General features: G+C 38.6%; 17 protein-coding genes and 1 pseudogene. 6 read left to right on the top strand and 12 right to left on the bottom strand.

Annotated elements, in window-relative coordinates; translation table 11 throughout:
- Positions 1-8: 8 nt before the first annotated feature.
- The gene (locus FW757_RS05000) at positions 9-2243 is read right to left on the bottom strand and encodes an ABC transporter permease subunit (protein WP_149980526.1); all 2235 of its coding nucleotides are present in this window, start codon (positions 2241-2243) and stop codon (positions 9-11) included.
- Positions 2244-2602: 359 nt separating this feature from the next.
- Between FW757_RS05000 and FW757_RS04995 the strand changes: the two genes are divergently transcribed.
- From FW757_RS04995 to FW757_RS04985, 3 genes are all read left to right on the top strand, one after another.
- Positions 2603-3109 carry a glycine cleavage system protein R gene (locus FW757_RS04995; protein ID WP_149980525.1) on the top strand — a complete coding sequence of 169 codons (507 nt, stop codon included), beginning with the start codon at positions 2603-2605 and terminating at the stop codon, positions 3107-3109.
- A gap of 120 nt (positions 3110-3229) precedes the next feature.
- Positions 3230-5317, top strand: coding sequence for a polyphosphate kinase 1 (gene ppk1, locus FW757_RS04990; protein WP_182740448.1), 2088 nt, complete (start codon positions 3230-3232; stop codon positions 5315-5317).
- A complete protein-coding gene (locus FW757_RS04985; RefSeq protein ID WP_182719198.1) occupies positions 5310-6797 on the top strand; it encodes a Ppx/GppA phosphatase family protein in 1488 nt (495 codons plus the stop codon). The genes ppk1 and FW757_RS04985 overlap by 8 nt, the downstream gene beginning before the upstream one ends.
- Before the next feature lie 54 nt (positions 6798-6851).
- Here the strand turns inward: FW757_RS04985 and FW757_RS04980 are convergent, their stop codons facing one another.
- A complete protein-coding gene (locus FW757_RS04980; RefSeq protein ID WP_182740449.1) occupies positions 6852-7307 on the bottom strand; it encodes a hypothetical protein in 456 nt (151 codons plus the stop codon).
- 459 nt (positions 7308-7766) lie between these two features.
- Between FW757_RS04980 and FW757_RS04975 the strand changes: the two genes are divergently transcribed.
- Both FW757_RS04975 and FW757_RS04970 read left to right on the top strand, forming a co-directional pair.
- Entirely contained in the window at positions 7767-9659 is a 1893-nt protein-coding gene (locus tag FW757_RS04975; protein ID WP_182719197.1) for a methyl-accepting chemotaxis protein, read from the top strand.
- A 114-nt stretch (positions 9660-9773) separates the two neighbouring features.
- A complete protein-coding gene (locus FW757_RS04970; protein WP_182761343.1) occupies positions 9774-10829 on the top strand; it encodes a porin in 1056 nt (351 codons plus the stop codon).
- A gap of 130 nt (positions 10830-10959) precedes the next feature.
- Here the strand turns inward: FW757_RS04970 and FW757_RS04965 are convergent, their stop codons facing one another.
- From FW757_RS04965 to FW757_RS04955, 3 genes are read right to left on the bottom strand one after another with little or no spacing between them, the layout of a single operon-like run.
- A complete protein-coding gene (locus tag FW757_RS04965) occupies positions 10960-11250 on the bottom strand; it encodes a hypothetical protein (protein WP_446440927.1) in 291 nt (96 codons plus the stop codon).
- The gene (locus tag FW757_RS04960) at positions 11201-11797 is read right to left on the bottom strand and encodes a transposase (protein WP_446440926.1); all 597 of its coding nucleotides are present in this window, start codon (positions 11795-11797) and stop codon (positions 11201-11203) included. Before FW757_RS04960 ends, FW757_RS04965 begins: the two co-directional genes overlap by 50 nt.
- A gap of 25 nt (positions 11798-11822) precedes the next feature.
- Positions 11823-12317 carry a transposase gene (locus FW757_RS04955; protein WP_446440925.1) on the bottom strand — a complete coding sequence of 165 codons (495 nt, stop codon included), beginning with the start codon at positions 12315-12317 and terminating at the stop codon, positions 11823-11825.
- Positions 12318-12388: 71 nt separating this feature from the next.
- Between FW757_RS04955 and FW757_RS04950 the strand changes: the two are divergent.
- Positions 12389-12724 (top strand): annotated as a pseudogene (locus FW757_RS04950) (transposase); the annotation flags it as partial.
- Between the two features lie 368 nt (positions 12725-13092).
- Here the strand turns inward: FW757_RS04950 and FW757_RS04945 are convergent.
- The 7 genes from FW757_RS04945 to FW757_RS04915 all read right to left on the bottom strand — a co-directional run bounded on the left by FW757_RS04945 (position 13093) and on the right by FW757_RS04915 (position 24422).
- Positions 13093-18009 carry an RHS repeat domain-containing protein gene (locus FW757_RS04945; RefSeq protein WP_446440924.1) on the bottom strand — a complete coding sequence of 1639 codons (4917 nt, stop codon included), beginning with the start codon at positions 18007-18009 and terminating at the stop codon, positions 13093-13095.
- A gap of 5 nt (positions 18010-18014) precedes the next feature.
- Positions 18015-18455: a hypothetical protein gene (locus FW757_RS04940; protein ID WP_446440923.1), complete on the bottom strand. Its 441-nt coding sequence runs from the start codon at positions 18453-18455 to the stop codon at positions 18015-18017.
- Positions 18456-18839: 384 nt separating this feature from the next.
- Positions 18840-19166: a hypothetical protein gene (locus FW757_RS04935; RefSeq protein ID WP_446440922.1), complete on the bottom strand. Its 327-nt coding sequence runs from the start codon at positions 19164-19166 to the stop codon at positions 18840-18842.
- 27 nt (positions 19167-19193) lie between these two features.
- Positions 19194-19508 (bottom strand): hypothetical protein, encoded by a 315-nt coding sequence (locus tag FW757_RS04930; protein WP_446440921.1) that lies wholly within the window; start codon positions 19506-19508, stop codon positions 19194-19196.
- 626 nt (positions 19509-20134) lie between these two features.
- On the bottom strand, positions 20135-20461 hold the full coding sequence (locus FW757_RS04925) for a hypothetical protein (protein WP_182761350.1): 327 nt from the start codon (positions 20459-20461) through the stop codon (positions 20135-20137).
- Positions 20462-20522: 61 nt separating this feature from the next.
- Positions 20523-21053: a hypothetical protein gene (locus FW757_RS04920; protein ID WP_446440920.1), complete on the bottom strand. Its 531-nt coding sequence runs from the start codon at positions 21051-21053 to the stop codon at positions 20523-20525.
- Between the two features lie 252 nt (positions 21054-21305).
- Positions 21306-24422 carry an efflux RND transporter permease subunit gene (locus FW757_RS04915; RefSeq protein ID WP_446440919.1) on the bottom strand — a complete coding sequence of 1039 codons (3117 nt, stop codon included), beginning with the start codon at positions 24420-24422 and terminating at the stop codon, positions 21306-21308.
- Positions 24423-24427 lie beyond the last annotated feature (5 nt).

Raw genomic sequence — 24427 nt, 5'->3', positions numbered from 1 at the left:
TCTCCCACTTACATCGAGCTGTATTTATCACGCAACTGCTGACGCACAAACTCAGCAATTGTGTTGAAAATAAAGGTGAATATGAACAATACAAAAGCGGCTAAGAATAAGATCCGATAGTGTGAACTACCCACTTCCGATTCTGGCATTTCTACTGCGATATTAGCGGCTAAGGTACGCATACCTTGGAAAATGCTCCAATCCATTATTGGCGTATTACCTGTTGCCATTAGTACAATCATCGTTTCACCTACGGCGCGGCCTAAGCCCATCATCACAGCAGAGAAAATACCAGGGCTGGCGGTTAATAACACCACACTAACCAAGGTTTGCCATTGTGTTGCGCCTAGCGCCAATGAACCGTTTGATAAATGCTTAGGCACACTAAATACAGCATCTTCTGCGATAGAGAAAATAGTCGGAATAACCGCAAAACCCATCGCAATACCGACTACCAGTGAATTACGTTGATCGAAAGTCAGACCCAATTCGTTAGTCAAATACTGGCGAACATTACCGTCAAACATCCACAACTCAACCACCCCGCTCATCGCAAAGGCTAACCAACCAATCAGTAACAATACTGGTATTAGTAAGATTGAGTGGGCCCCTTCAGGAACTCGGTGACGAAAGCTTTCTGGTAATTTAGTCCACGCAAATGCGGTCGCTAAAATCCCCAGCGGCAGCATAAACAGCAAGCCAACAATCGCAGGTAAATGCTCTTCTATCAACGGCGCAAGCCATAAGCCTGCTAAAAATCCTAAAATTACGGTTGGTAATGCTTCCATAATTTCAACTGTTGGTTTGACTACTTTACGTAATGGACCTGACATAAAATAAGCGGTGTAGATTGCTGCAGAGAGCGCAATCGGCACTGCAAATAGCATCGCATATAAAGCAGCTTTTATAGTACCAAATGAAATTGGCACTAAAGAAAACTTAGCTTCAAAGTCATCACCGGCAGACGTTGATTGCCAAATATAACCCGGCTCTGGATAACCCTCATACCACACTTCTTGCCACAAGGCTGACCATGTCACCTCAGGGTGTTCATTGTGAATTTCAATCACAGTTAATTTGTCATCAGCTAGAATAAGTGCCGCATTTGAGCGTGGTGCAATAGCAAAGTTTTCAATCGGACCTTCACTGATTTTACCTTGCCATAGTTTTGCTTCACTGGTGGTGTAATACACGCCTAACTCACCATTAGAACTGGTGGTAAAGAACGTACGACGATAAAACTCAGTGAATATATCTAGCTTAGGCTGCTTTGAGGTTTCAAACGCACGTATTTTTTGATATTCACGGCCATCGTCAGTATTAATTTCAAACCACTGCGAAACTTCACCATTATCATTCGCTAGCATCAGCGAGTTAGCACCGGCTAATAATTGCGCCGAAACCAAGTTGGCATTTTCTTCATTCGCCGCAAGCATTTGGATCAGCTCAACCTCGCTTGGATTGCGAGTATCGTAAACATAAATTTGATTTGCTGAGCGCACAAAAGTACGGGTGGTATCTGGCGACATTAGTAGTTGGTCTACGCGCCCTTCAACATCAAGTTCAGTGCGTTCAACAACCCATTCAACTTCACCGCTGAACATGTTTTCTTCAGCAACAAAACTGCTAAAAATTACACGCTTATCAGCCGTTTGTGCCACAACAGCGGTTTTATCTTCATAATGGCTAAATGCAAATTGTTTAATGGCAGCACCATTGTCGTCAACCAGCAATGTTTTTTCACCAAGTGGATAACCCAAACGCGGGGTTAATTTACGTTCGTTATTAGGAAAGGTAACTAAGAATTTAGGTGACACTATCATCACCGAACCATTTTCTAGTCCGTATGCGTAATGTCCTTGAAATGGCGCGCTGGATGCAAAACTACTCACTTCGCTGTCAAGTGGCACAACTAAGCTAGCAAGCTTTTTACCAAAGCCCTTTTTCTCAACACTGTAATAATCAACCTTACCTTGTTTGCTCAGTAAAAAAGCAATTTCAGTTTGCTCTTCAATACCTAGGCCAACAATTTGTTCAGCATTACTAAGCGCAAAGCTATCGCGCGTTTCTACTTTCGCTGATTCAAAAATAGGTTGCACAACATACAATAAATAGAAGAATATCAATAGCAAAGCTATCAATACCATAATACCGCCAGCGGTAATGCTAAATTTGGCAAACCGATCTTTAAATAGACGGCTTCTATCCGTATTAAAAGACGGTTTATTCGGATTGGAAGTCATCAAAACACCTATAAATCTTAACGTTGGGTAGATTATATTTCACCAAGATGACAGTATTGTTACAAACGTCATAATTGCTAAGACTTTGTTGTGGTATTCATCATAACAAAACAAACAATGTTTATATTCAATAACTTGAAAAACTTTCAACTTAGTGCTTTATTATTGATAAACAAAAGTTTAGATAATTCAGACTGTAAACTCACACTATTTTACTGTTTTTAAATTGAACTATTGGCAAAAAAATTGGACAAATTTGGGGACTGAGTCAATACTCAATTTGGTTCTTTTTAATCATTCAATAATTTCATGCCTGGGCATTTATTATTTAATTACGGCACTCTTTAGGAATTATCTATATGAAGCAATTGGTTATAACTATTTTGGGACAAGATCGTCCGGGACTTGTAGAAGACATCTCATCTGCAATTTTAAATCATAATGGTAACTGGTTAACCAGTAACTTAAGCCATTTAGCCGGTCACTTTGCTGGCATCATTGAAGTAGCAGTGCCAGCAGAGCATCTGCAAGAATTACAAGATGCATTGCATGGCTTACCACAATTAGAAGTACGGATTGAAACAGGCGCGCATGAATTACCAGACACACCTGCTGAACAGCTTAATTTTGTAATAACTGGCAATGATCGACCAGGTATTATCCAGGAACTAGCCGGAGTATTGCGTCACAAGGGAGCAAATATTACCCACCTAAACTCTAAGCAGCAGAGCGCACCAAACTGGGGGGTACCAATTTTCAGCGCCGTTGCAACAGTTGCTTTGCCAACGGGCATGAATAAAGACGAAGTTGTTGCTGCACTCGAAGCAATTACATCCGACTTAATTGTTGATATTGAAGACGCTTAAGTCACACCTCACAGCCATCTTCTATAGCAAGACAAACATGTCACAAAAGTGACATTTTTGTCATTTTTATGTCATCTAAGTGTTCTATATTTTGTTCAGTTGCTATCCAAGGAATAGAATATGAACGCCTGCGCTGATGTGTCTCAAACGATTAATTATTTTGCCCCAGAGTTAAGTTGGCTGTCTTTTAACGATCGTGTTTTACAAGAAGCTAAAGATAAAAATAACCCGATTATTGAACGTATTCGTTTTTTGGGGATCTTCTCAAACAATTTAGATGAATTCTTCAGAGTTCGGGTTGCCGATGTAAAACGACGCATTCTATTAAATAAACTACCAGATACTAATTTTGATGAAGATGAAATTTTACTGACCCAAATTCAGCAAAAGGTTTTGCAGCTTGGTAAAAAATTTAACGTTATTCATCAGCAAATTCTCCATGATTTAAATACCCACAACATTCATGTTGACCGTCCCGAGCAGCTTAGTGAATTTCATATTAACTGGCTAAAAATATTTTTTCACGACAATGTATTACAGCATATATCGCCAATAATGCTGGATGAAAATAAAGACTTCTCAGATCATATTAACGATACAATGACGTACTTGTTTGTCGAAATGTTTAACGACAAAAGTCATTATGCGATGTTAGAAGTCCCTACCGATCGCGTACCACGCTTTGTAATTTTACCACCCGAAAAAACCCGTCGTCATAAAACTATTGTGATGTTAGATGACATTATTTTGTTTTTTTTAAGTGACGTATTTAGCAGTTTTTTTAGTTTTACTGAGATCCAAGGCTACGCAATCAAGCTGACCCGTGATGCAGAATACAACCTAGATGACGAACTAGAAGAAGGCATTTTAGATAAGATGTCTAAGGGCCTAAAACAGCGTATTTATGCCGAGCCGGTGCGCTTAGTATACGACCAAGCGATGCCCGAGCCAATGCTCAAAGTAATGAAAAAACGCTTAGGTGTTACTCATCACGATGCGTTGATCCCCGGTGGTCGCTATCGTAACTTTAGAGACTTTATTGGTTTTCCCAATGTTGGTCGGCAATATTTAGAAAACAAATCATTACCGGCTTTGCAAAGCACAGCATTTAATAATCATGCCAGTGTGTTTGCTGCAATTAGTCAGCAAGATATTCTACTTTATTATCCATATCATACATTTAATCATCTACTGGAATATGTTCGCCAAGCAGCATTTGACCCTCGAGTAACACAAATTAAAGTAAACATTTATCGTGTTGCGAGTAAATCTCGATTAATTTCATCACTGATCAACGCGGCAAAAAATGGCAAAAAAGTCACCGTTATGGTGGAGCTAAAAGCACGCTTTGATGAACAAAATAATATTGAGTGGGCAAAAGTACTCAGTGGCGCAGGTATTAAAGTTATTTTTGGTATACCAGCTCTCAAAGTACACAGTAAGTTATGTATTATTCATCGTCGTGAAAAAGGTCAAATAGTAAAGTACGCGCACATTGGCACTGGTAATTTTCACGAAAAAACCGCCAAAATCTATACAGACTTTAGTTTATTTACTAAACATCAAGGTATTTGTGACGAAAGTGATAGCGTATTTAAGTTTATTGAAAGCAGTTATAAACCGTTTATGTTCGAACATTTGATGATTTCGCCAGTGAACGCTCGACAGCTGTTGCTTGGTTTAATTCACCAAGAAATAACCCATGTTGAAAATGGTCACACCGGTAAAATAACATTAAAAATAAATAACTTAGTAGATAAAGAACTGGTTGATTGTTTGTACTTGGCCGCTCGTAGCGGTGTTAAAATTCGCATTATTGTCCGTGGTATGTGTTCCTTAGTGCCAGGACTCAATAATTTTAGCGACAACATTCGGGTAATTAGTATCGTCGATCGCTTTTTAGAGCACCCGCGAGTTATGATCTTTGGTAATAATGGGGATGAAAAAGTCTATATTTCATCTGCAGATTGGATGACACGTAATCTTGATCATCGAGTTGAAGTTGGCGTGCCTATTTATGATGAAAAACTAAAACAACTCATTGTTGACGTACTTGAACTGCAATTTAAAGATCGTACCAAAGCGAGAATCATTGATAGCGAACAGAAAAATCATTATGTTAGACGCGGAAATCGTAAAAAAATACGTTCGCAAATAGCTATTTATGATCACTTAAAAAAATGGGAAGGCAATTACAATAATGAATGATTATCCCTCAATTGCTGCGGTTGACTTAGGGTCAAACAGCTTTCATTTAGTGGTCGCAAGAGAAGTGGATGGCTCTTTGCAAATTCTCCACAAAGAAAAACAACGCGTTTACTTAGCCGATGGCTTAGACGACAAAAATCAATTAAGTCAAACTGCCATAGATAGAGCATTAACGATATTAAAGCAGTTTGCTACTACGCTACAAGACTTCCCTGCGAGCAATGTAAAAATTGCTGCAACTTATACATTACGACGAGCTAAAAATATTAATTCATTTTTAACTCAGGCAAATAGAGTTTTTCCTTATCATATTGATGTGATCTCAGGTCAAGAAGAAGCGCGCTTAATCTATCAAGGTGTAGCTCATTATGTTCATCACGATGAAAACCGTTTAGTTATTGATATTGGCGGCGGTAGTACCGAGCTAATTATTGGCAAGCATTTTAAACATAAGCTGCTCTCAAGTCGCAATATGGGCTGCGTAAGCTATACCAAGCAATTTTTTGCCGATGGTATTATTAATGATAAACGCTTTAGCAAAGCACAAATAAAAGCAGAGCAAGAACTTGAGGTTATTTTTGCCAATTACATTAGTGCAGGCTGGCAATCGGTAGTGGGGACGTCAGGCACCATTAAATCAATATTAGCCATGATCAACGCTAATGACCCTGAACAAAAAAATATCACACTGGAGCGATTGCTCGAACTTAAAACTCAGTTTATAGCCGCTAAAACTATCGATAACTTACTTATTGAAGGTTTAAGCCCGGAGCGTCAAGTAAGTATTTGCGGTGGCTTAACTATTTTACTCGCGATTTTTCAGCTGTTTAATATTACCGAAATGGATTACAGCGACTTTTCACTACGTGAAGGTTTACTGCATGAAATGCAGCAAAAGTTAGCGCTTAAAGATATACGCACCAATACCATAGCTAATTTAAGCGAAAGAAACACAATAGATAAAGTACATGCACAACGTGTTGCAAATACTGCCGATTGGTTATTCCTACAAGTACAAAAAGAATGGCAGCTCGACTCATTAGATAATCATCAATTATTAGTGTGGGCAGCGCAATTACACGAAGTGGGTTTAGGTATTAACTCATCAGGCTTACACAAACATAGTGCTTATGTTGTTGAAAATAGTCAGCTGCCAGGATTTACTCAACAACAGCAAACATTATTAAGCTGTATGATACGGTTTTACCGTAAAAAAATTCGTTTAGAAGAATTTCCAACTTTACTCTCGGTGCCGCACTTTCAAATATTACAATTAATTGTATTACTCAGACTAGCTATATTATTAAATCAAAAACGCCTTAACGATCAACATCAAGAGTTAGCAGTATCAGTAAAAGGCAATAGTATGCTATTGCAGTTCCCAGCGGATTGGCTCAATGAACAAACCTTGCTTCATGCTGATTTACAACAAGAGCAAAAATATTTGAAGAAAGTAGGCTTTTTAATCGACTTTGTGTGATTTACAGACATGGCTGAATTTGGATAGCATGCGCTACCCAAATTAGATCTTCTATTACATATCCATATGGCGATTAGTACTTTGCATCATTTGCTTTAATCCTTGATGTTCAAGCTCCAGCAATTGAGATAGTTTCTCTTTACCTGTTGGCGTTTCTGCACGACTAAGTAAGTATTGATAAAGATTGATCACCTTTTGATGCTGATCTGATATATAACCTTGCATGGCTTGCTCATCAACACGCGTATCACGGTTTAAATCTGTAAAATTAATCAGTTCAGAGTTTTCAGCAAAGTACTCGTAACAATAAGTATCTAAGGTATTGATCTCCGTGATGGCTTTAAAACCAACTAAATCCTCAGCCAACTTTTTTTCGTACTTAACAAAATAGTCTGCCAGCATTTGGTTATGCTCTGCTAAATCGTCTCTGAGACTAAAAAAATTTGCCGCCATTTGGGTATGAAATAGTACAGTCCAGTCGTACACTTCTTGTATTGTTTTAACTTGCATGTGCGTTCCTTAATTAACCCTAGTAACCATACTCCTGCGTAAAACGTGCCAATAAAAAGTTAAATTAAAACAGAGAGATATTAAAAAACCATCACCCAAACTCGTATAAGTTACAAGTCATAGGGTAATTTTTATAGAGTGGTGGTACAAAAACGGTGGCTCATATTTAAATTATGACTAATTGATGTGGCATAAAACACTCGCAAATTCTAACCTTAGTAGCCAAGTAGCGCTTCATCTTAAAGCATAAGTAAATGCAAAACATGACATCCCAAGTTTGCTGATAACTTAGCTGACAATGTGAAATCTCTACAACCCTTAGCTGGGAATCATAAATAAATTTTACATCGCTATGCTGGTGTAATTTCTAATGTTTACTAATATTCATTTGTTGATTGATGAAAACAGTAAATTATTTCAGCTTGAGCATATGCTCTTTTTATTGGTGGTTAACGCTTTATGGATAAGTATTCCCTTCGAAAAAAAATATTAATTATTACTTTTTTTTGCTTTTTTATATTTTTTATAGCGATGCTAATACAGAGCTTAAATGCATTACAAAAAAATATAGATTCCGCATTACGAGAAGAAATAAATTTAGTCTCAGATGTATTTACAAATGGGGTTGGTGATTGGATGTATGACAGGCGTCAGGCTGTTATTAAACTGTCTAAAGTTATTGCTGACCATCCTGAAGTAAAACCTTATATTTTGCTTGACCAAGTAAAAGAAAGTTTAGGTTTTTCGCTTGTTTACTATGGTAATGAACAAGGAGAAATGTACCGTAACGACCCTAACCTTAATCCACCAAATTATGATCCCAGAGTACGGAGTTGGTACAAAGGTGCATTAGAAGAAAATGGTAGTTTTTTAGCTGCTCCTTTTGTTTCTGCAAGCACCCAAGAATATGTGGTTACTCTTTCAGAGCCAGTGAGAAAGGAAGGTGAGATAGTTGGTGCAGTTGGCGCTAATTTAACTTTAGCTCAATTAACTAAATATATAAATGCTCTCGATGTACCTGGCGATGGATATGCCATCATTGTTGACAAAAGCGATCAAGTTGTTGCTCATCCTGATACAAAAAAACAAAGTACTAAAGCATCAGATCTCGATAAAAGCTTTACGGGTCAGTTGTTAGAAAAGCTAGTGACTAAGCATACTTTAGAAGAAATGACCTTAGATAATCGCGAGCGACTTATTTTTGCACAGGCTATTCCTAACTCCAGCTGGTCAATTATTTTAGTAATGGACAAAGATACTTTATTTGCACCTGTACGAAGCCAGCTTATTACTCAAGTGATCATCAGCACTGCAATGTTAATATTTGTACTGTTTATCATCTCATTTTTGTTAAAAATCATGCTCAAAAACTTAAGTTCTATCACTCAAAATTTAGATGCTATTGCTAATGGTAATGGCGATTTGACAGTTAGGTTAGAAGTGAATAGTGGCGATGAAATAGGCCAACTTGCATCGAGCTTTAACCGTTTTGTTGAACAATTACATGGCATTATAAGTCGACTGAGTGACGCATCAACAATATTGCTAAGTGAAGCTGGTGATGTATCTACAGCAACAAATAAGCAAAACGATAGATTACAGCGTCATCAAAGTGAAATTCATATGGTTGCAACTGCGGTAACTGAAATGGCTGCGGCAACAAAAGAAATCGCTGCTAATGCAGAACAAACTGCACAATCATCACAAAACTGCGTAAGCGTTACAGAGCAAGGCCGTTTTGGCGTTGAGCAAAGTCAAAAATCTACAAAAGTCCTAGCTGATGAGGTCGAAAAAGCGAGCGAAATTATTCGTGATTTGAATAAACACGCGCAAGAAATAACATCAATTTTATCTACTATCAGCGGTATTTCAGAGCAAACAAATTTACTGGCATTAAATGCAGCAATTGAAGCAGCAAGAGCTGGGGAGCAAGGGCGTGGCTTTGCTGTAGTTGCCGATGAAGTAAGGGTTTTATCACAACGAACTTATACTTCGACTCAAGAAATCCAAGGCATGATTGAGTCACTACAAAGCGCAGCACTAAAAGCGGTAGATGCGACTGATAAAGGTAAAGGAATGGCCAACCAAAGTGTTGAAGATGCTCAAAAAGCGAATCAAAGTCTCGGTAAAATATTAGAATCGGTTAGTGTGATAAATGACATGGCAGCACAAATTGCCACCGCCGCTGAAGAGCAATCAGCTGTCACCTTAGAAATCAGTCGCAATACTGAGACAATCCGAGGGGTCGGTGATGAAATGTTTGAAGCAAGCCAATTAGCTGCTGAACAAGCTCAAAAATTACACGACTTAGGAAGACAGATTAACAATGAAGTGAGTAAGTTTAGACTGTGAAGTGAACCTTTAGATTATCAGTAAAATAAACTTAATTTTGAATGCTTAAAAATTAAATTTTAATAAGCAACTGAATAAAAACAAATTTAGTAACAAAAATAATTAGAGGTTTATATGAAATCAGAACTTAGTCCACTTTTTGTAGGGGTTATTCTAACGTCTTTTCTTACTATTACTAGTAATGTAAAAGCAGCTGAGCCAAGTATCAAGGATATAGATTTTTATGCTTCTATACGTTTAGGTGTAGATAATATTGACGCAGGTACATCTGATGATGGGGCTAATGGCCGCGACTTTTTGAGTCGTATAGGTGCTAAAGCGAGTATCAAAATAGATGACAATTTAACAGCAGTCACGAGAGTTGAATATGGCCTGAGAGAAGAGAATGCAGTTGATTTAACTCAAAATAATGGCCCGACTCTTCGTCAAGCCTACGTTGGTTTGAAAGGTGATTTTGGTGAAGTTTATTTCGGGTCTCAAACTTTATTATGGAATACCTATGTTAGAAGCGCTTATTTTTCAGATGGTATAGATACTATTCGACAAGGTAATGTACGAGACGATGATTTACTACAGTATTTTTATAAACAAGGTAATTGGAACTTTGGTGCAGGGTTACAATTTAAAGGGCAAGATGGAAGCTCTGTTGATCAAATGCAATTAGGTGGAGAATATAAGTCTGGACCTTATAAAGTGCAAGCGGCTTGGTCTAAAGATAACCAAGGCGATAATAAAGGTAACCTTTATGGGCTGCGTGGTTGGTGGGATGTTAATGATGCTGTGACACTGTCAGCTTTTGTACATAAAGCAACCAACACCTACGATATTTATGGGGGAAGTAGTACTGGAACGGTTCGATTGAAAGATGCTGATGTAGAGGGTAATAAGAATGCAATTAACGCATGTAGCTCTGAAGATAGAACAAGTAGTGGTTTATATGCCAGTTACCTATTCGGTAAAAATAAAATCCATACTCGTTATGCTATAGACAGTTGTGATATATCAGGTGATGTAGATTCCGTTAAAATCGAATATATACGTTATTTGAGTAAAGCTTTAAGGGCTTGGGTAGCATACGAAGACTTAAGTAACGATGAACAACGCAAACCTACTACTAGCTCCGGCAAAGACATGTCTCAATTACAAGCTGGCGTTAGATTTGATTTTTAAACAAGCAAATCTACACATTACCTATCTATTACTTTCAAAAGTATATCAACATTGAATCGTCGCAGTACCCGTTTTACGAGGTTCTGCGACTCTGGTCAAACAAAGTTTGATGGGCTCAAAACCGCAATGGTCAGGTCTTTCTTTTTGCCACTATCCTACTTACTCGAGAATAATGCAGCTGAAAATAATCGCCAACCTCTTTCAACGTGTACCCACCGGATGCATAAGCAGCTCTTATGGCATCATCACGATTATTAAACCGTTGAGCGTATTCTGTTAATGGTACCGCTGCTCTGCGCCTTTGTTTTTGGGGTATTTCCGATAAATCGCCTTCCTGCTCTTTAAGTAATTCTAAATGTTCCTTTACAAACTCAGCAGTACCTAAAAATACCTGATTTGAAATATTTCCCCAAGGATCCACCCCTTTTCCTTGCTACTAACTGCGCAAACTTACGTCTGGCTATTGTTTTATACTTTGCAAATTGCAGTAACATTTTATCTACCGCAAGCCATTGGGGAATCGGCTCTTGACCCATTACATAATTCCAGCTACTCCAAGGCCACTCCGATAGGCTATCGGCCATTTTCGCTCTAATTGGGTTTAAAACAATATACCTGTTTAGCTCTAATAAATATGCATCCTTATCAACCAAAATTGCCTTATATCGTCCTTGGAATAAATGCCCCACACGTCGCTGTTTTCTATTAAACCATTGCGTATATACACCATTTAATTGACGCATCCCTTTGCTTAAATTCGCATCCGGCGTTTCGACTAATAAATGGTAATGATTGGTCATTAAGCAAAAAGAATGGATCACCCAGTTATAGCGCTCACATACATCTCCTAGGATTTTTAAAAAACCTTCAAAATCTGATTCATCTAAATAAATAGGTTTTCTTTCATTGCCCCGCGAAGTTATGTGATATAACGCACCCGCAAACTCTAATCTGAGAGGCCTTGCCATCTTCTCACCTATCAATTTGTATAAATTAATATCTAAAGATTAGCCGCAACCAACAAAAAGGCAAAAAGAAAGACCTGACCCCATTCTTTGCATAATTCCAGCTACTCCAAGGCCACTCCGATAGGCTATCGGCCATTTTCGCTCTAATTGGGTTTAAAACAATATACCTGTTTAGCTCTAATAAATATGCATCCTTATCAACCAAAATTGCCTTATATCGTCCTTGGAATAAATGCCCCACACGTCGCTGTTTTCTATTAAACCATTGCGTATATACACCATTTAATTGCCGCATCCCTTTACTTAAATTGGCATCAGGTGTTTCAACGAGCAAGTGATAATGATTAGTCATCAAGCAATATGAATGGATCACCCAGTTATAGCGTTCACATACATCTCCTAGGATTTTTAAAAAATCCTCAAAATCTGATTCATCTAAATAGATAGGCTTTCTTTCATTGCCCCGCGAAGTTATGTGATATAACGCACCCGCAAACTCTAATCGAAGAGGCCTTGCCATCTTTTCACCTATCAATTTGTATAAATTAATATCTAAAGATTAGCCGCAAGCAACAAAAAGGCAAGAAGAAAGACCTGACCCTATTTTTCGGTGACAAAGGGTATTTAAGTAAGGCTTTAGAAGCGGATTTGCTCGATAAAGGGGTAAAGCTGATCACGACGGTTCGCAAAAATATGAAGGCAAAAGCGATGTCATTATGGGATAGAGCGATGCTTTCAAAGCGTTTTATAATCGAAACAATTAATGACCAACTCAAGAACATATCTTTCATTGAACATTCGAGACATCGGAGTATGAACGGCTTTATGTTGAATTTAGTGGCTGGATTGGTGGCTTATTGTTTGAAAGAAAATAAGCCACACCTTAATTTAACTGACGTAGAGCTTAACGCATTAGTTATCGCTTAAGCAGAACTGAGGTTACTTAGTTTTTTATTGCGTGCAAAACAAAGCCCCGCGAGTGCGAGGCTTTGGATTCAAAAGATCGATATTCTATATGTTGAGTATCTTAAACATCCAACGCACAGTTGCTAGAGTTGCCCAAATTACTAAAGCAACAATTGGTAACATTGATATGAATACTAAAGATGCGCTCGACAGGTCAACGTCTCGTATACGAGTTTGAAGTTCAAAACCGTAGAAGCCGACGACCAGACTTCCCAAGAAGTAAATAGTTAAGCTAGCAATAATCAAGCTGCTATATCCAATCATTGCTCTCAATCTGTTAGCTTTCTTTGATTTGCCCTCTGAAACATCTATTTTCATATTTCTCAACTTTAACAAGAATCATCATTACACTGAGTCTGTTGATGTGCTGCTTCTGCGGCAGCTCCTGTTCCGTATGCCCCGCCAAGTTTGACCTCAGCAACTGCCCGATTACCCGGTGTTGTACTCAACGTCTTTGAATCAGCCAATATACGTTGGGAATTAGCTCCCGTCATATTATTAGAAGCCTGTGTAGCAGAGTTATTAGGCAACCCTCTACCTGCGACAGCAACTTTTGCGGCTGTCTTTGCAACTGCTCCACCAACTGCCCCGATAGCCGCTGCTTCGATAACATCCTCAGTGTTAAACTCACCATCCATCGCTTGGTTTGCAACTTCGCCGAGTCCATTAGCCCCAGCACCAACAGCCATTGTTCCTAAAAGGCCACCACCAAACGTAGTAGCAACACCAACCGCAGCGCCAACTCCTCCGGCTTTCATTACTGAACCAAAAGAAGCATTTTCATTTGTTACTGCTTCTGAAATTGCACCTATGGCAAATCCAATTACACCGGCTCCAACTTGGAGAAATGGGAACTCTCCATTCGGATCAGTATATTTATACGGGTTATTGTTTGCGTAAGTATATCGACCAAAACCATGAACTGGGTTACCACGCCCCATATGACCCAACGCATCCACCGGATCATTAGAATAAAACCGCCCGATAACTGGATCATAGTATCGTGCCTGCATATAACTCAACCCTAAATCGGTGTCGAATTTATGCCCTGTGTACCCTACGTCATCTTTGGGTGCTTCTATCGATTCACCAAATGGACGCGTGTGCTGACGGCTTTCACTCACGGTTTGCGGCGTTACATCACCGTACTTGGCAATCAGTTTTTTACCTAAGTAAATATAGTTAGTACCGTTGCCTGTTATGGTGCTTCCTTTTTCTCTATATAGCAGCATACCATCTTGGCTATACATTGAATAACTGGTGCCATTGCCATCAGTTTGTTTTACGCGGCGGTTATGGCCATCGTATAAGTAACTATTACCTTTTGCAGTGGTAAGTTGGTTTGCTTCATTAAAATCTAAACTATATGCCCCATTATTGGTGATATTACCACGGCTATCATACCCTATTGACCCATACCGCCCACTAACACCGGTTACTTTTGATAAACGATTTTTAGCGTAGTCATACGTATAGTTAAGTGTTTTACCCTTATTTTTATAATAAGTGATATTACCAAAACCATCATAGCGTAATGTACTTGAGCCTATACCTGTGCCACCCGTTGTACTGGTTAACCGGTCAAGGTCGTCATACCCGAGGTAAGTTAAGCTGTGTGCACTGTTTTGCCCATCAATGATTGAAGTAATATTCGCGTTGTTGTCGTAATCATACGTCAACGCCATAACGGTACTCGGTAGATTACTGCCTGCGGGACCGGTATCTTTTAGCTGCTTAGGTAACAAACTATCTGAATATAATGTGGTTTTATGCGTTACACCATTGCCATAAGTGAATGAGTCAAGCATGCCATTTGCATAGTATTTAGCGTCTTTGGCAAAACTTAGTTCAACTGCACCGTTTTTATAAGTTTGAACCTCAGTTGGCTCGCCAAAGCCATTGGGCTTGAAGTTAACAATCGTGCCATCTGGATACCCTAATTGCTTACGCTGCTGTAACGCATTGTATTTATAACTAAGCATTAACGGTAATTGATTACCAACAAAAAGCTGCTCTTCTTCTAATAAGTTTTGATTATTATATGTGTAGCGATGGGTAACATCCCCTGCTGTTAAGGTAAGCACATTGCCATTGTTATCACGCTCGTAACTAACATCACCTGAGTTATCTGGGTAATTAACATATTTGAGGCCGCCTAAATTATCATAAGTGTAATTAGTAGCCCCGACAGGTTTAGTCGTTGAACACTGGGTGTTATTAACGCTGGCTTTATGCCAACTAAGTTCACCCAACGCATTGTATTTATATATCGTATTACCAACATCTGGGCGCGTTGTTAAACATAGCTTCTTCGTATTGTCATAATAGCGATGCTCGGTAACACTAACGGTATTTCCGTGTTGATTAGCCGCTGTTTGCGTTATTGAGTGTGTTAAACCAAATATATCAACATCCATTTGTGTTGTTACATCTTCGGGAGATTCTATTTTCACCGCTTGTGAGTAACTTGGTGAGCCAAACGCTTGATAAGTCGTGGTCGTTACGTTGTCTTTAGCATCCGTTACTTCTATACGATTACCAGATAAATAGGCGTAATTAACGGTGCCCAATCCACTTGTTGTTACACTTTGCTGTCTACCCAGTGAATCATAGACGGTTGTAGTGCCTTTATTTTCACTTACATTTGCGCTTGCATAAGATTGGAACGTTGGTTGATTCAAGTAGTTATATTCGAAACGCTGATAACGGGTACTATTTGCTGCTGAGCTATTGACTAAGTCTTGGCTTTTTATCTCTGTCAGTCGCAGTAAGCTGTCATAGTACTCTGTGGTTTTAAATACAGCGTTACCTGCACATGCTGTCCTTGAATTATTTAATGTACACGTTGACGCAGTGCGGGTATTGGTATCGTTGTTCCAAGTATATAACGTGTCGTACCAGTTGCCATTAGCCGCATCATTTGTTAAATCTACGGATTTAATACGACCTATGTCATCATAGGTGTAATTAGTTGATATGCCATTATAATCGGTTGTACGCGTTACCCACCCGTTATTATCAACGACTCTACTCGCACTCATATTTCCTGAAGTTGACCTATTGGGAACAGTGATAAGCTGAGGTAAACCACGCTTGTAGTTGGCATATTCAATGAAACGCTTACCAGTACCATATGTTCGATTTAAGTTATAGCTAACCTTTTTCAATAAGCCTGAAGAAAAATACTCCCTAGCATTTATAAATATTACCCCCCTCTTTTTCTGTAAAGTTGGTAACTTGAAGGTATTATTTTTTCCATTTTTATAGTTACTAAAGTTTTTATATTCAATCTCATAGTTTGCGATTGTGCTACCATCAATTAGTTTATCATCTGTAAACTCAGAAACAGGAAGCCCTAGCACCCATGAATCATTATCATGTAAATAAACCTTCTTATTATAAATTTCGTTGTTACTAAAATTATTTCTCTCCCTTATTTCTGTCACAAAACCATATGTATCAAACTTTTCAAAATCTGTTAAATATTCATCCTTATAGTTATTGTTATATATAATTATTTTTTTATTAACGAGATTAACTCTATTTTTAATTTGTGAGATATTAATTACTTCGCAGGGACTTCCCCTTTGTCCACAGTCAACCCATGAACTACCTACAAAATCACCTTTAGAGTAAGTATACTCCTCTCTTTTTATTAACTGATTACTTAAAGAGAGTGTATCTTCAGCAATAACCATATTCTCACTGATAGATTGGCTTTCTCTATCAATATACAAAATATTTATTTTATCTTGCTTAATTATTTTCACCGTCCTGAAATGCAAAGGAGTCCGAGATGCAATCATAGAAGGAAACTTTTCAATGCCAACTGATTTCGAAATATCGACCGGACCTGATACAAAATCATTGAGATCATTCCGCTCGCCATCATCAAAATAAAACGGTGGACGATTACTTAATCCATAATGACCCGAATTTTCAGAGTAAATATAATTCCAGTCTATATCATCTAGTTTACTGCCAGTTATTCTTTTTCTTACTAAGGATAAAGATAAACTACAGTTTAAGTTATACATGTAGCTAAATTCATCTAACCTTTGGTAGTCATAAACCCTTGGAATTACATTTGAACGATTATGTTTTTTTATTTGAAGTGTGTAACGAATTATTGCACCTTCTGGTGTTTTAACTGTTACCTCTTTAGGTTCAGGGTGCACGATAGCGCACGAAGGTATTTTTTGACCCCCATATGACCTTCCTTTGTTACGGTTATAAAATTGAAGCTGATTGGTATAAAAAAAACTGGGATTCTGCCCCCTATACCCTAAAATGTGTATTCCTCCATATTCCCAAGTTGTCCCATTTGGAAGAATCACTTTATTTAAATAACCATCACTAGTGTTATAATGATACTCCCAGACTCTATTGTTTACAGAAGCTGATACAGGCCTTTTTTTATTGTCAACAACCCCATAGTCTATATCAATTCTTCTACCATCAGATGAAACAATGCTAATTAGGTCGCCATCTTCGTAATTATAAATTACATCATTACCATATTTATCCTCGATCTTTGAAACCATTAGTATTTTCGTATAGGTCCTTGGCATATGAAGATTTGGTATAGCTCCATTATAATAGGTTTTTACCTCATTGAAGGTATAGGTAAAACCATTTGGAGCAGAAACAACGATCCCCTCTTCCCCGTCTGCATTGTAGATACAACCCTTAACTTTATAATTAGATTTAGTAATCTGTTTTTCTGCAGAATGACCGTAAGTATTTAAAAATCTCTGTGATGTAACATTAGGTATATGTAGAAATTTACCACTCCAGAAATTACTTGATGGAATACCATCATCCATAGTCACTTCAAATGCAGTTTCTGCTGAAGCTGTACAATTTTCTCCTTTATACCAACCAGAAAGGCCAAAATCCCATTGCCCTTTCCCACCGGATAAAAAGTTACCTTTAATTAACGGAATATCCCATTTCCAGCCATTTGGTCCACCCGTATCTAGGTCATCAGATGGTATCCACCGTATTAACTCAACTGGAATCTGTGAGTTTCCCTTAAGAGAAACATCTGTAACAGCAAACGTAACTTCCCCTGTTACCGGGTTATAGGAGTCATAATCATTATTAGAAGCTGTATATTTTTTTGGAATAATTTGTGCAACTAAGTTAATTTCGACTTTGTCATCAGTACCACCAGATACACCTAAACAATATGAATTCGAGCAATATATAAGAAATAAAAACAAAACCTTTATGTAACTTTTCATATTTATTATCCTTTGGTTTCTACAACTGGACTACCTAACAAATCCGTATGTATAAATATAATTTGTTTTTTCAAAGCCACGCTATTACTCCATAGCCCACTGTTAGCGCAAGATATATAACTACACGCCATAACTCTAATGCTCGAAATACCAACTGGTAGAGGCGAAAATGTGACTGAATTAGAATCAACGTCCCTTAACAAAACCCAATTACCGTTACTATCTAATCCTTCAACACGATATTTACTTGCATGCTGAATATCATTCCAAGTGATAGTAACGCCATTTGAAAGTTTCACTAAATTCACATTACTCGGTTGGTTATATTTTTCACTTGGAATAAACGGAATTATTATAAAATTACCGCCATTACTAATCGGTATCCATGTGGTTTCTGCTTTTAATGTTCCTGTAAAAAGTAACATTAGCATTAATATTATTTTCATAGTCCCTCACGGATGAATTTTGGGTGTTTCATAGTTAATCCTTAAAACGTTATTCGCGTTATTTTTCTGTAGACATTTGGAGTGGCACCCCAAGCATCACAATTATCTACTTCACTGTATGCTATTGATGCTGGTACACCCGCCATTTTTGCAGCTAATAAAGTGCTATACATTCTATTGCGAGACTCTTCTGTGTATGATGCTGGTATTATAAAGTGTTCTTTATTACTACAGGCAGCTACAGGGGCTCCATTGTTACCTTTTAATTTCACTAAAATTTGGTTTTGGTTATACAAAATCAGCGTTTCAATTTCGCCAGTTGAATTAAGCCATGCAGCTTTAACTGTACTTGGAAGTAAAAAAAGAAAACTTACTAGTAATAATTTATTTAGGGCTATCAGTTTTAATACTGAAGGAGGTAATTGGTAAAAAATTTTTGTTACCGCACCAATTACTTAGTGGGTCACCAGGAAAAAAGTTTCCTGTTTTACTACCTGTGGCCATTGAAAACATCGCCATAGATAAAAAATGATCCTGCTTCTTTTCACCCACGGCCGATTTTAGTACTACATACCAATTTCCTGCATCGGTATGAATTGCAAAATCATCACCACAATAAAATATTTGGTCGACAGTTTGCCCTACTGTTGCTATCGCCTGAGTACTAAAAAAGGTGAATGCCATCAAAATCGCGATTATGTTTTTTATCATTTATTTATCTATCTACCTTATTATTAATTAGCCACCTAGCATGAAGTGATAGAGGCCATGGTTTTTATAAAGATTGACCCAATCACCTTTACTACAACTTTTATCTGTATCGATATCAAACCAAAAGGTTACGCTTTGCTGTGTAGTTTGTGCTAAAAGCAAGCTGCTATATAACGCTTTACAAAATTCAGCATCATTTCCACCATCAGCAGGAGAAAGATCACAAAGAAAAGCATTAGATGCTAAATTATTAATTGTTGCATACACTTCTCCACCACGGTTTAACTGCACATTTTTTATGGTGCCTGCACAATAATGATTTGCCCAAACAGGTGTGCTCAAGGTTAAGGCTACAAGTGGTATAATTACTTTAGGTTTTATTTTTAATTTTCTTTACTATCAATTGCTTACCTTTTAATTCACTAGTGATAATTCTATCTTTTATTCAGGTTTATTTATTGCAAAATAGCTAAAAACTCTCATAATTTTGGCAAGGTAGCATTATTTAGCATATATATTTACCTTAGCCATTAGTATTAACACAGAGCTCCCTATTTAACTTAATATAATTCAAATGTTAAATTCAGGGGTAATTATTATAAGTAATAGTTAGACTATTCATATTATAAAAATTTCACATCAATATATGACACGATAGGCTCAACTGGTGATGCACAGTTTTGGCCACATTCAAACCCAACAGCAACACTTTTATTTACAGCCGCAGCAGTTAAAGCCACTGATAACATTGCTTTATAATAATCATTTGTTAAATATATCTTTGAATATCGACTACACCCTTCAAATAAAACATACGCAACGATAGGTCGCACTCGAATGTTTTTTATTTTTGTATTGGAGTTGCTCTCATAAGAAAAAGCGACCTGACTAAATAACAAGGTAAAGAAACCTATTAAAAAAATTTCATTTCACTTCCTATAATTAATTTATTTAATAGTCACTAATTACTAACCACCAACGATCACCCAGTTAAAATTAGCCGCCCACCCCCAGCTTTTCGCTGATGTACAAGGCGTTGCGGGATTAAATGTAATATTAACAGTCTCATTTTGAGCTTTTGCTGCAAGTAACTGACTATAAATTACTTTACATGCTTCGGTTTCTACATTATTACTTTTGCTATGGACGCTACAAAGATAAGTTGCAGGTAAGCCTCCGGGGCCACTCACATATAGGATCCCTCCTTTCCCCATTCCAAGGCCTTCCACTTTGCCAATACAATGTGTGTCTGCAATTGAAGAAAATGATATTCCACCAAGCAGAATTATTAACATTAATTTATACATAATAACTATTCCGGTTATTATTTTTTATGATTTTCATCATACTTTCCTTTTATATAGTTGAGATTAGATGTTCAATATTTTCTAATATTAATGCATTCGATTCACTTTTTTTAGATTTAAGTAGCATTAGAGGAGTTATATATTTTTCATAGTATGAGATATTAGAAAAGGGTAAAAGCCGCTCATCTTTAAATAGAATGTTACCCTCTATTATAACTGCGGTAGGATCACTGTCGTCTGAGAACGATTGAAACTTCAATGTCGTAATTTCAAAATAGTGGATATGATCATTTTGCAATTGAACACTATTATATTTCGACAGGATGGACTTAATTGATGATTCTAATTGTTGGTGAGTTATATTTTTTTTGATTTCTTTTGCAATACCAATATCAATAGCTACCCCAATAGCTAAACCTGAAGGTCCCATTGCAGAAATAAGTGCGATTCCTGCACCAGCTCCTTTACCGGAAAAAGTAACTTCTTGCGATATATTTACCTCAATTGGTGTTGTGTTAAGGGTTTGACACCCTAAAAGCATTAGAAGAGATAAAATTATTATTTTTTTTAAAAAACTCATCTTTATTCGATCCGTGATCTATATTGGAAATCATCCCTATTGAAAGATGAGCCTAACAAAGGGACGGAATTATAAAGAAAGAAATACGATTTGTAAATATTCCAATTTACAATACAGCATTAAGTACTAGTTCCAAGTCCGCTTTTTCGAACATCGTTTTATATTTAACACTTTCCCCAGCATAAAAATAATAAATTAAAGTATTAGAATAAAGGAGTCAGGTAGTTAGCCCACTCCTTTTTATTATCTGCTTTACAGATCCCGCTTACGCCATAACAAATATACGGCTGGCAGTACCAACAATGTTAATACAATGGCGCTGAACATGCCGCCGACCATAGGTGCGGCTATGCGGCTCATTACTTCACTGCCGGTGCCTGTGCCGTAAAGTACAGGGAGCAAACCGATTATAATAGTGGCGACTGTCATCATCACTGGGCGTACTCGCAGGCCTGCGCCTTCGACTATGGTTTGTTTAAGCTCTACAAAACTAAGCGCTTTACCTGCTTGTTGCGCTTGCGCGCACTTTTCATAATAGGCTTGGTTTAAGTACACCAGCATGATCACGCCAATTTCCACCGCAACCCCAGCAAGGGCAATAAAGCCCACTCCCACTGCGACTGAGAAGTTAAAGCCCTCTAAGTACATTAACCAGATGCCTCCGATCATCGCCAGCGGTAAGGTTGCTATTATAATTGCCACTTCTACAAAGCTTCTAAAGTTGAGGTACAACAACACAATTATAATCGCTAAGGTCAGTGGTAATACATAGGCGAGCTTTTCTTTGGCTCGTTCCATGTATTCATATTGCCCTGCCCAGGTTATTGAATAACCTGCTGGTAGCACTAGTTTTTCGTCAAGCACTTTGCGCGCATTGTCGACATAACTACCAATATCAATGCCATCAATATCAATAAAGCTCCAGCCGTTTAAGCGGGCATTTTCGCTTTTTATTCCCGGCGGACCATCTTCAATAAATACGTCAGCCACATCGGCAAGAGCAATGCGTTGCCCTGCAGGGGTGACTATTGGCAATAGCATCAGTTCTTCGGGCGAATCCCGGTAATCCTGCGGATAACGTAAGTTTACCGGGTAACGCTCTTGCCCTTCGACCGTTTGCGTAACATTCATACCGCCAATGGCAGTGGCGACCACTTGCTGCACATCAGCAATATTTAAACTATAACGGGCAGCTTTTTCACGGTTGATATCGACCTTGATATAACGCCCACCAGCTACTCGCTCAGAGTAAACGGAAGCCGTGCCGGGTACATCTTTAAGTAACACTTCAATCTGCTGGCCAATTTTTTGAATCTCGCTTAAATTTGGCCCCGCAACTTTAATGCCCACAGGGGTTTTAATCCCAGTTGCCAGCATATCAATACGAGTTTTGATCGGCATCACCCATGCATTAGTCAGGCCTGGAAACTTCACTAAGCCGTCGAGTTCTTTTTTCAACTTGTCTAAGGTCATGCCTTCACGCCATTGATCTTTTGGCTTAAGCTGAATAAAGGTTTCAATCATGGTCAGTGGCGCAGGATCGGTTGCTGTTTCTGCCCGGCCGACTTTACCAAACACGGTTAACACCTCTGGCACTGTGGCGATGAGCTTATCGGTTTGTTGTAAAATCTCGCGCGCTTTCCCAATAGATAAACCAGGATAAGTCGTCGGCATATACATTAAATCGCCTTCATCCAGCGGTGGAATAAACTCACTGCCAATTTTATTGACCGGATAAAAGCCAATAACAGCGACCACCACAGCCAGTACTAAAGTCATTTTAGGGAACCGCAAAACCGTGTTCAGCAGCGGCTTGTAAGCATTCACTAGCAAGCGGTTTACTGGGTTGTTTTGCTCAGAAATAACTTTGCCGCGTATAAAGTAACCCATTAATACCGGTACTAAAGTGATTGCCAAGCCCGCAGATGCGGCCATGGCATAGGTTTTAGTGTACGCTAACGGAGCAAACATCCGGCCTTCTTGGGCTTCTAAAATAAACACTGGCATAAAGCTCACGGTAATAATCATTAAGCTAAAAAACAGCGCTGGACCGACTTCACTGGCAGCATCGGTGACAACTTGCCAGCGGTTTTCATCGGTTAGTGGCATTTTTTCCATGTGTTTATGCATGTTTTCGATCATTACAATCGCGCCGTCGGTCATCGCGCCAATGGCGATAGCAATACCACCGAGCGACATTATATTGGCGTTTATGCCTTGCCAATACATGATGATAAATGCCGTTAATATTCCCAGCGGTAAAGTGATAATTGCCACCAAGGACGAGCGTACATGGAACAAAAATACGATGCAGATAAGCGCCACTACCACTAGCTCTTCAAATAGTTTGCTGGTGAGGTTATCCACTGCATTTTTGATCAGATTAGAGCGGTCATACACAGGCACAATTTCTACCCCATCGGGTAAGCCTTTGCTGAGTGATTCAAGTTTTGCTTTCACCAGCTCTATGGTTTTTTGTGCGTTTTCGCCATAGCGCATCACCACTACGCCACCAGCTACTTCGCCCTCGCCGTTTAGCTCAGCAATGCCACGGCGCATTTGTGGCCCAAGGCGAATATCGGCTACATCGCGTAATTGCAGCGGTGTGCCGTTGGCATTCACCCCAAGTGGAATTGCCTCTAAATCAGCGACGCTTTTTATATAACCGGTGCTGGTTACCATGTATTCGGCTTCGGCCATTTCCACCACCGAAGCGCCCATTTCTTGGTTACCTTGCTTAATTGCGGTTTGAATTAAACTCAGTGGTATACCATAAGCACGCAGTTTATCTGGCTCTACATTGACTTGATATTGCTTCACCATACCGCCCACTGAGGCCACTTCTGACACCCCTGGTACGGTTTGCAATTCAAACTTTAAAAACCAATCTTGCAAGCTGCGTAACTGGCTAATGTCGTGCTGATTGGTTTTATCCACCAGCGCGTATAAATAAATCCAACCTACACCGGTAGCATCTGGGCCCAGCTCTGCGGTTGCGCTGTCGGGCAAGCGGCTTGCTACTTGACTTAAATACTCTTGCACTCGACTTCTAGCCCAGTAAAGATCGGTGTTTTCATCAAAGATGACATATACGTAGGAATCACCAAAAAATGAAAAACCACGTACTGTTTGCGCCCCGGGTACTGAGAGCATCGCGGTGGTAAGTGGGAAAGTAACCTGATCTTGCACCACCTGTGGCGCTTGCCCTGGGTATGAGGTTTTTACAATCACCTGCACATCGGATAAATCAGGTAAGGCATCAACTGGGGTATTTTTTACCGCAAATAAACCACTGCCAATGAGTATTGCTGTTAGCAATAATACAAAAAAGCGATTGGTAACGGACCAACGAATAACTGCTGCTATCATAAAGC

The organism is Pseudoalteromonas sp. 1181_04 (genome assembly GCF_052850545.1).
This window is presented reverse-complemented; position numbering and strand designations above follow the sequence as displayed.

Excerpts from the sequence above, each read along its gene's own strand:
- FW757_RS05000 (WP_149980526.1), bottom strand. The coding sequence starts at position 2,243 with ATGACTTCCAATCCGAATAAACCGTCTTTTAATACGGATAGAAGCCGT.
- FW757_RS04995 (WP_149980525.1), top strand. The coding sequence starts at position 2,603 with ATGAAGCAATTGGTTATAACTATTTTGGGACAAGATCGTCCGGGACTT.
- ppk1 (WP_182740448.1), top strand. The coding sequence starts at position 3,230 with ATGAACGCCTGCGCTGATGTGTCTCAAACGATTAATTATTTTGCCCCA.
- FW757_RS04985 (WP_182719198.1), top strand. The coding sequence starts at position 5,310 with ATGAATGATTATCCCTCAATTGCTGCGGTTGACTTAGGGTCAAACAGC.
- FW757_RS04980 (WP_182740449.1), bottom strand. The coding sequence starts at position 7,307 with ATGCAAGTTAAAACAATACAAGAAGTGTACGACTGGACTGTACTATTT.
- FW757_RS04975 (WP_182719197.1), top strand. The coding sequence starts at position 7,767 with ATGGATAAGTATTCCCTTCGAAAAAAAATATTAATTATTACTTTTTTT.
- FW757_RS04970 (WP_182761343.1), top strand. The coding sequence starts at position 9,774 with ATGAAATCAGAACTTAGTCCACTTTTTGTAGGGGTTATTCTAACGTCT.
- FW757_RS04960 (WP_446440926.1), bottom strand. The coding sequence starts at position 11,797 with ATGGCAAGGCCTCTCAGATTAGAGTTTGCGGGTGCGTTATATCACATA.
- FW757_RS04955 (WP_446440925.1), bottom strand. The coding sequence starts at position 12,317 with ATGGCAAGGCCTCTTCGATTAGAGTTTGCGGGTGCGTTATATCACATA.
- FW757_RS04945 (WP_446440924.1), bottom strand. The coding sequence starts at position 18,009 with ATGAAAAGTTACATAAAGGTTTTGTTTTTATTTCTTATATATTGCTCG.
- FW757_RS04940 (WP_446440923.1), bottom strand. The coding sequence starts at position 18,455 with ATGAAAATAATATTAATGCTAATGTTACTTTTTACAGGAACATTAAAA.
- FW757_RS04935 (WP_446440922.1), bottom strand. The coding sequence starts at position 19,166 with ATGATAAAAAACATAATCGCGATTTTGATGGCATTCACCTTTTTTAGT.
- FW757_RS04925 (WP_182761350.1), bottom strand. The coding sequence starts at position 20,461 with ATGTTAATAATTCTGCTTGGTGGAATATCATTTTCTTCAATTGCAGAC.
- FW757_RS04920 (WP_446440920.1), bottom strand. The coding sequence starts at position 21,053 with ATGAGTTTTTTAAAAAAAATAATAATTTTATCTCTTCTAATGCTTTTA.
- FW757_RS04915 (WP_446440919.1), bottom strand. The coding sequence starts at position 24,422 with ATGATAGCAGCAGTTATTCGTTGGTCCGTTACCAATCGCTTTTTTGTA.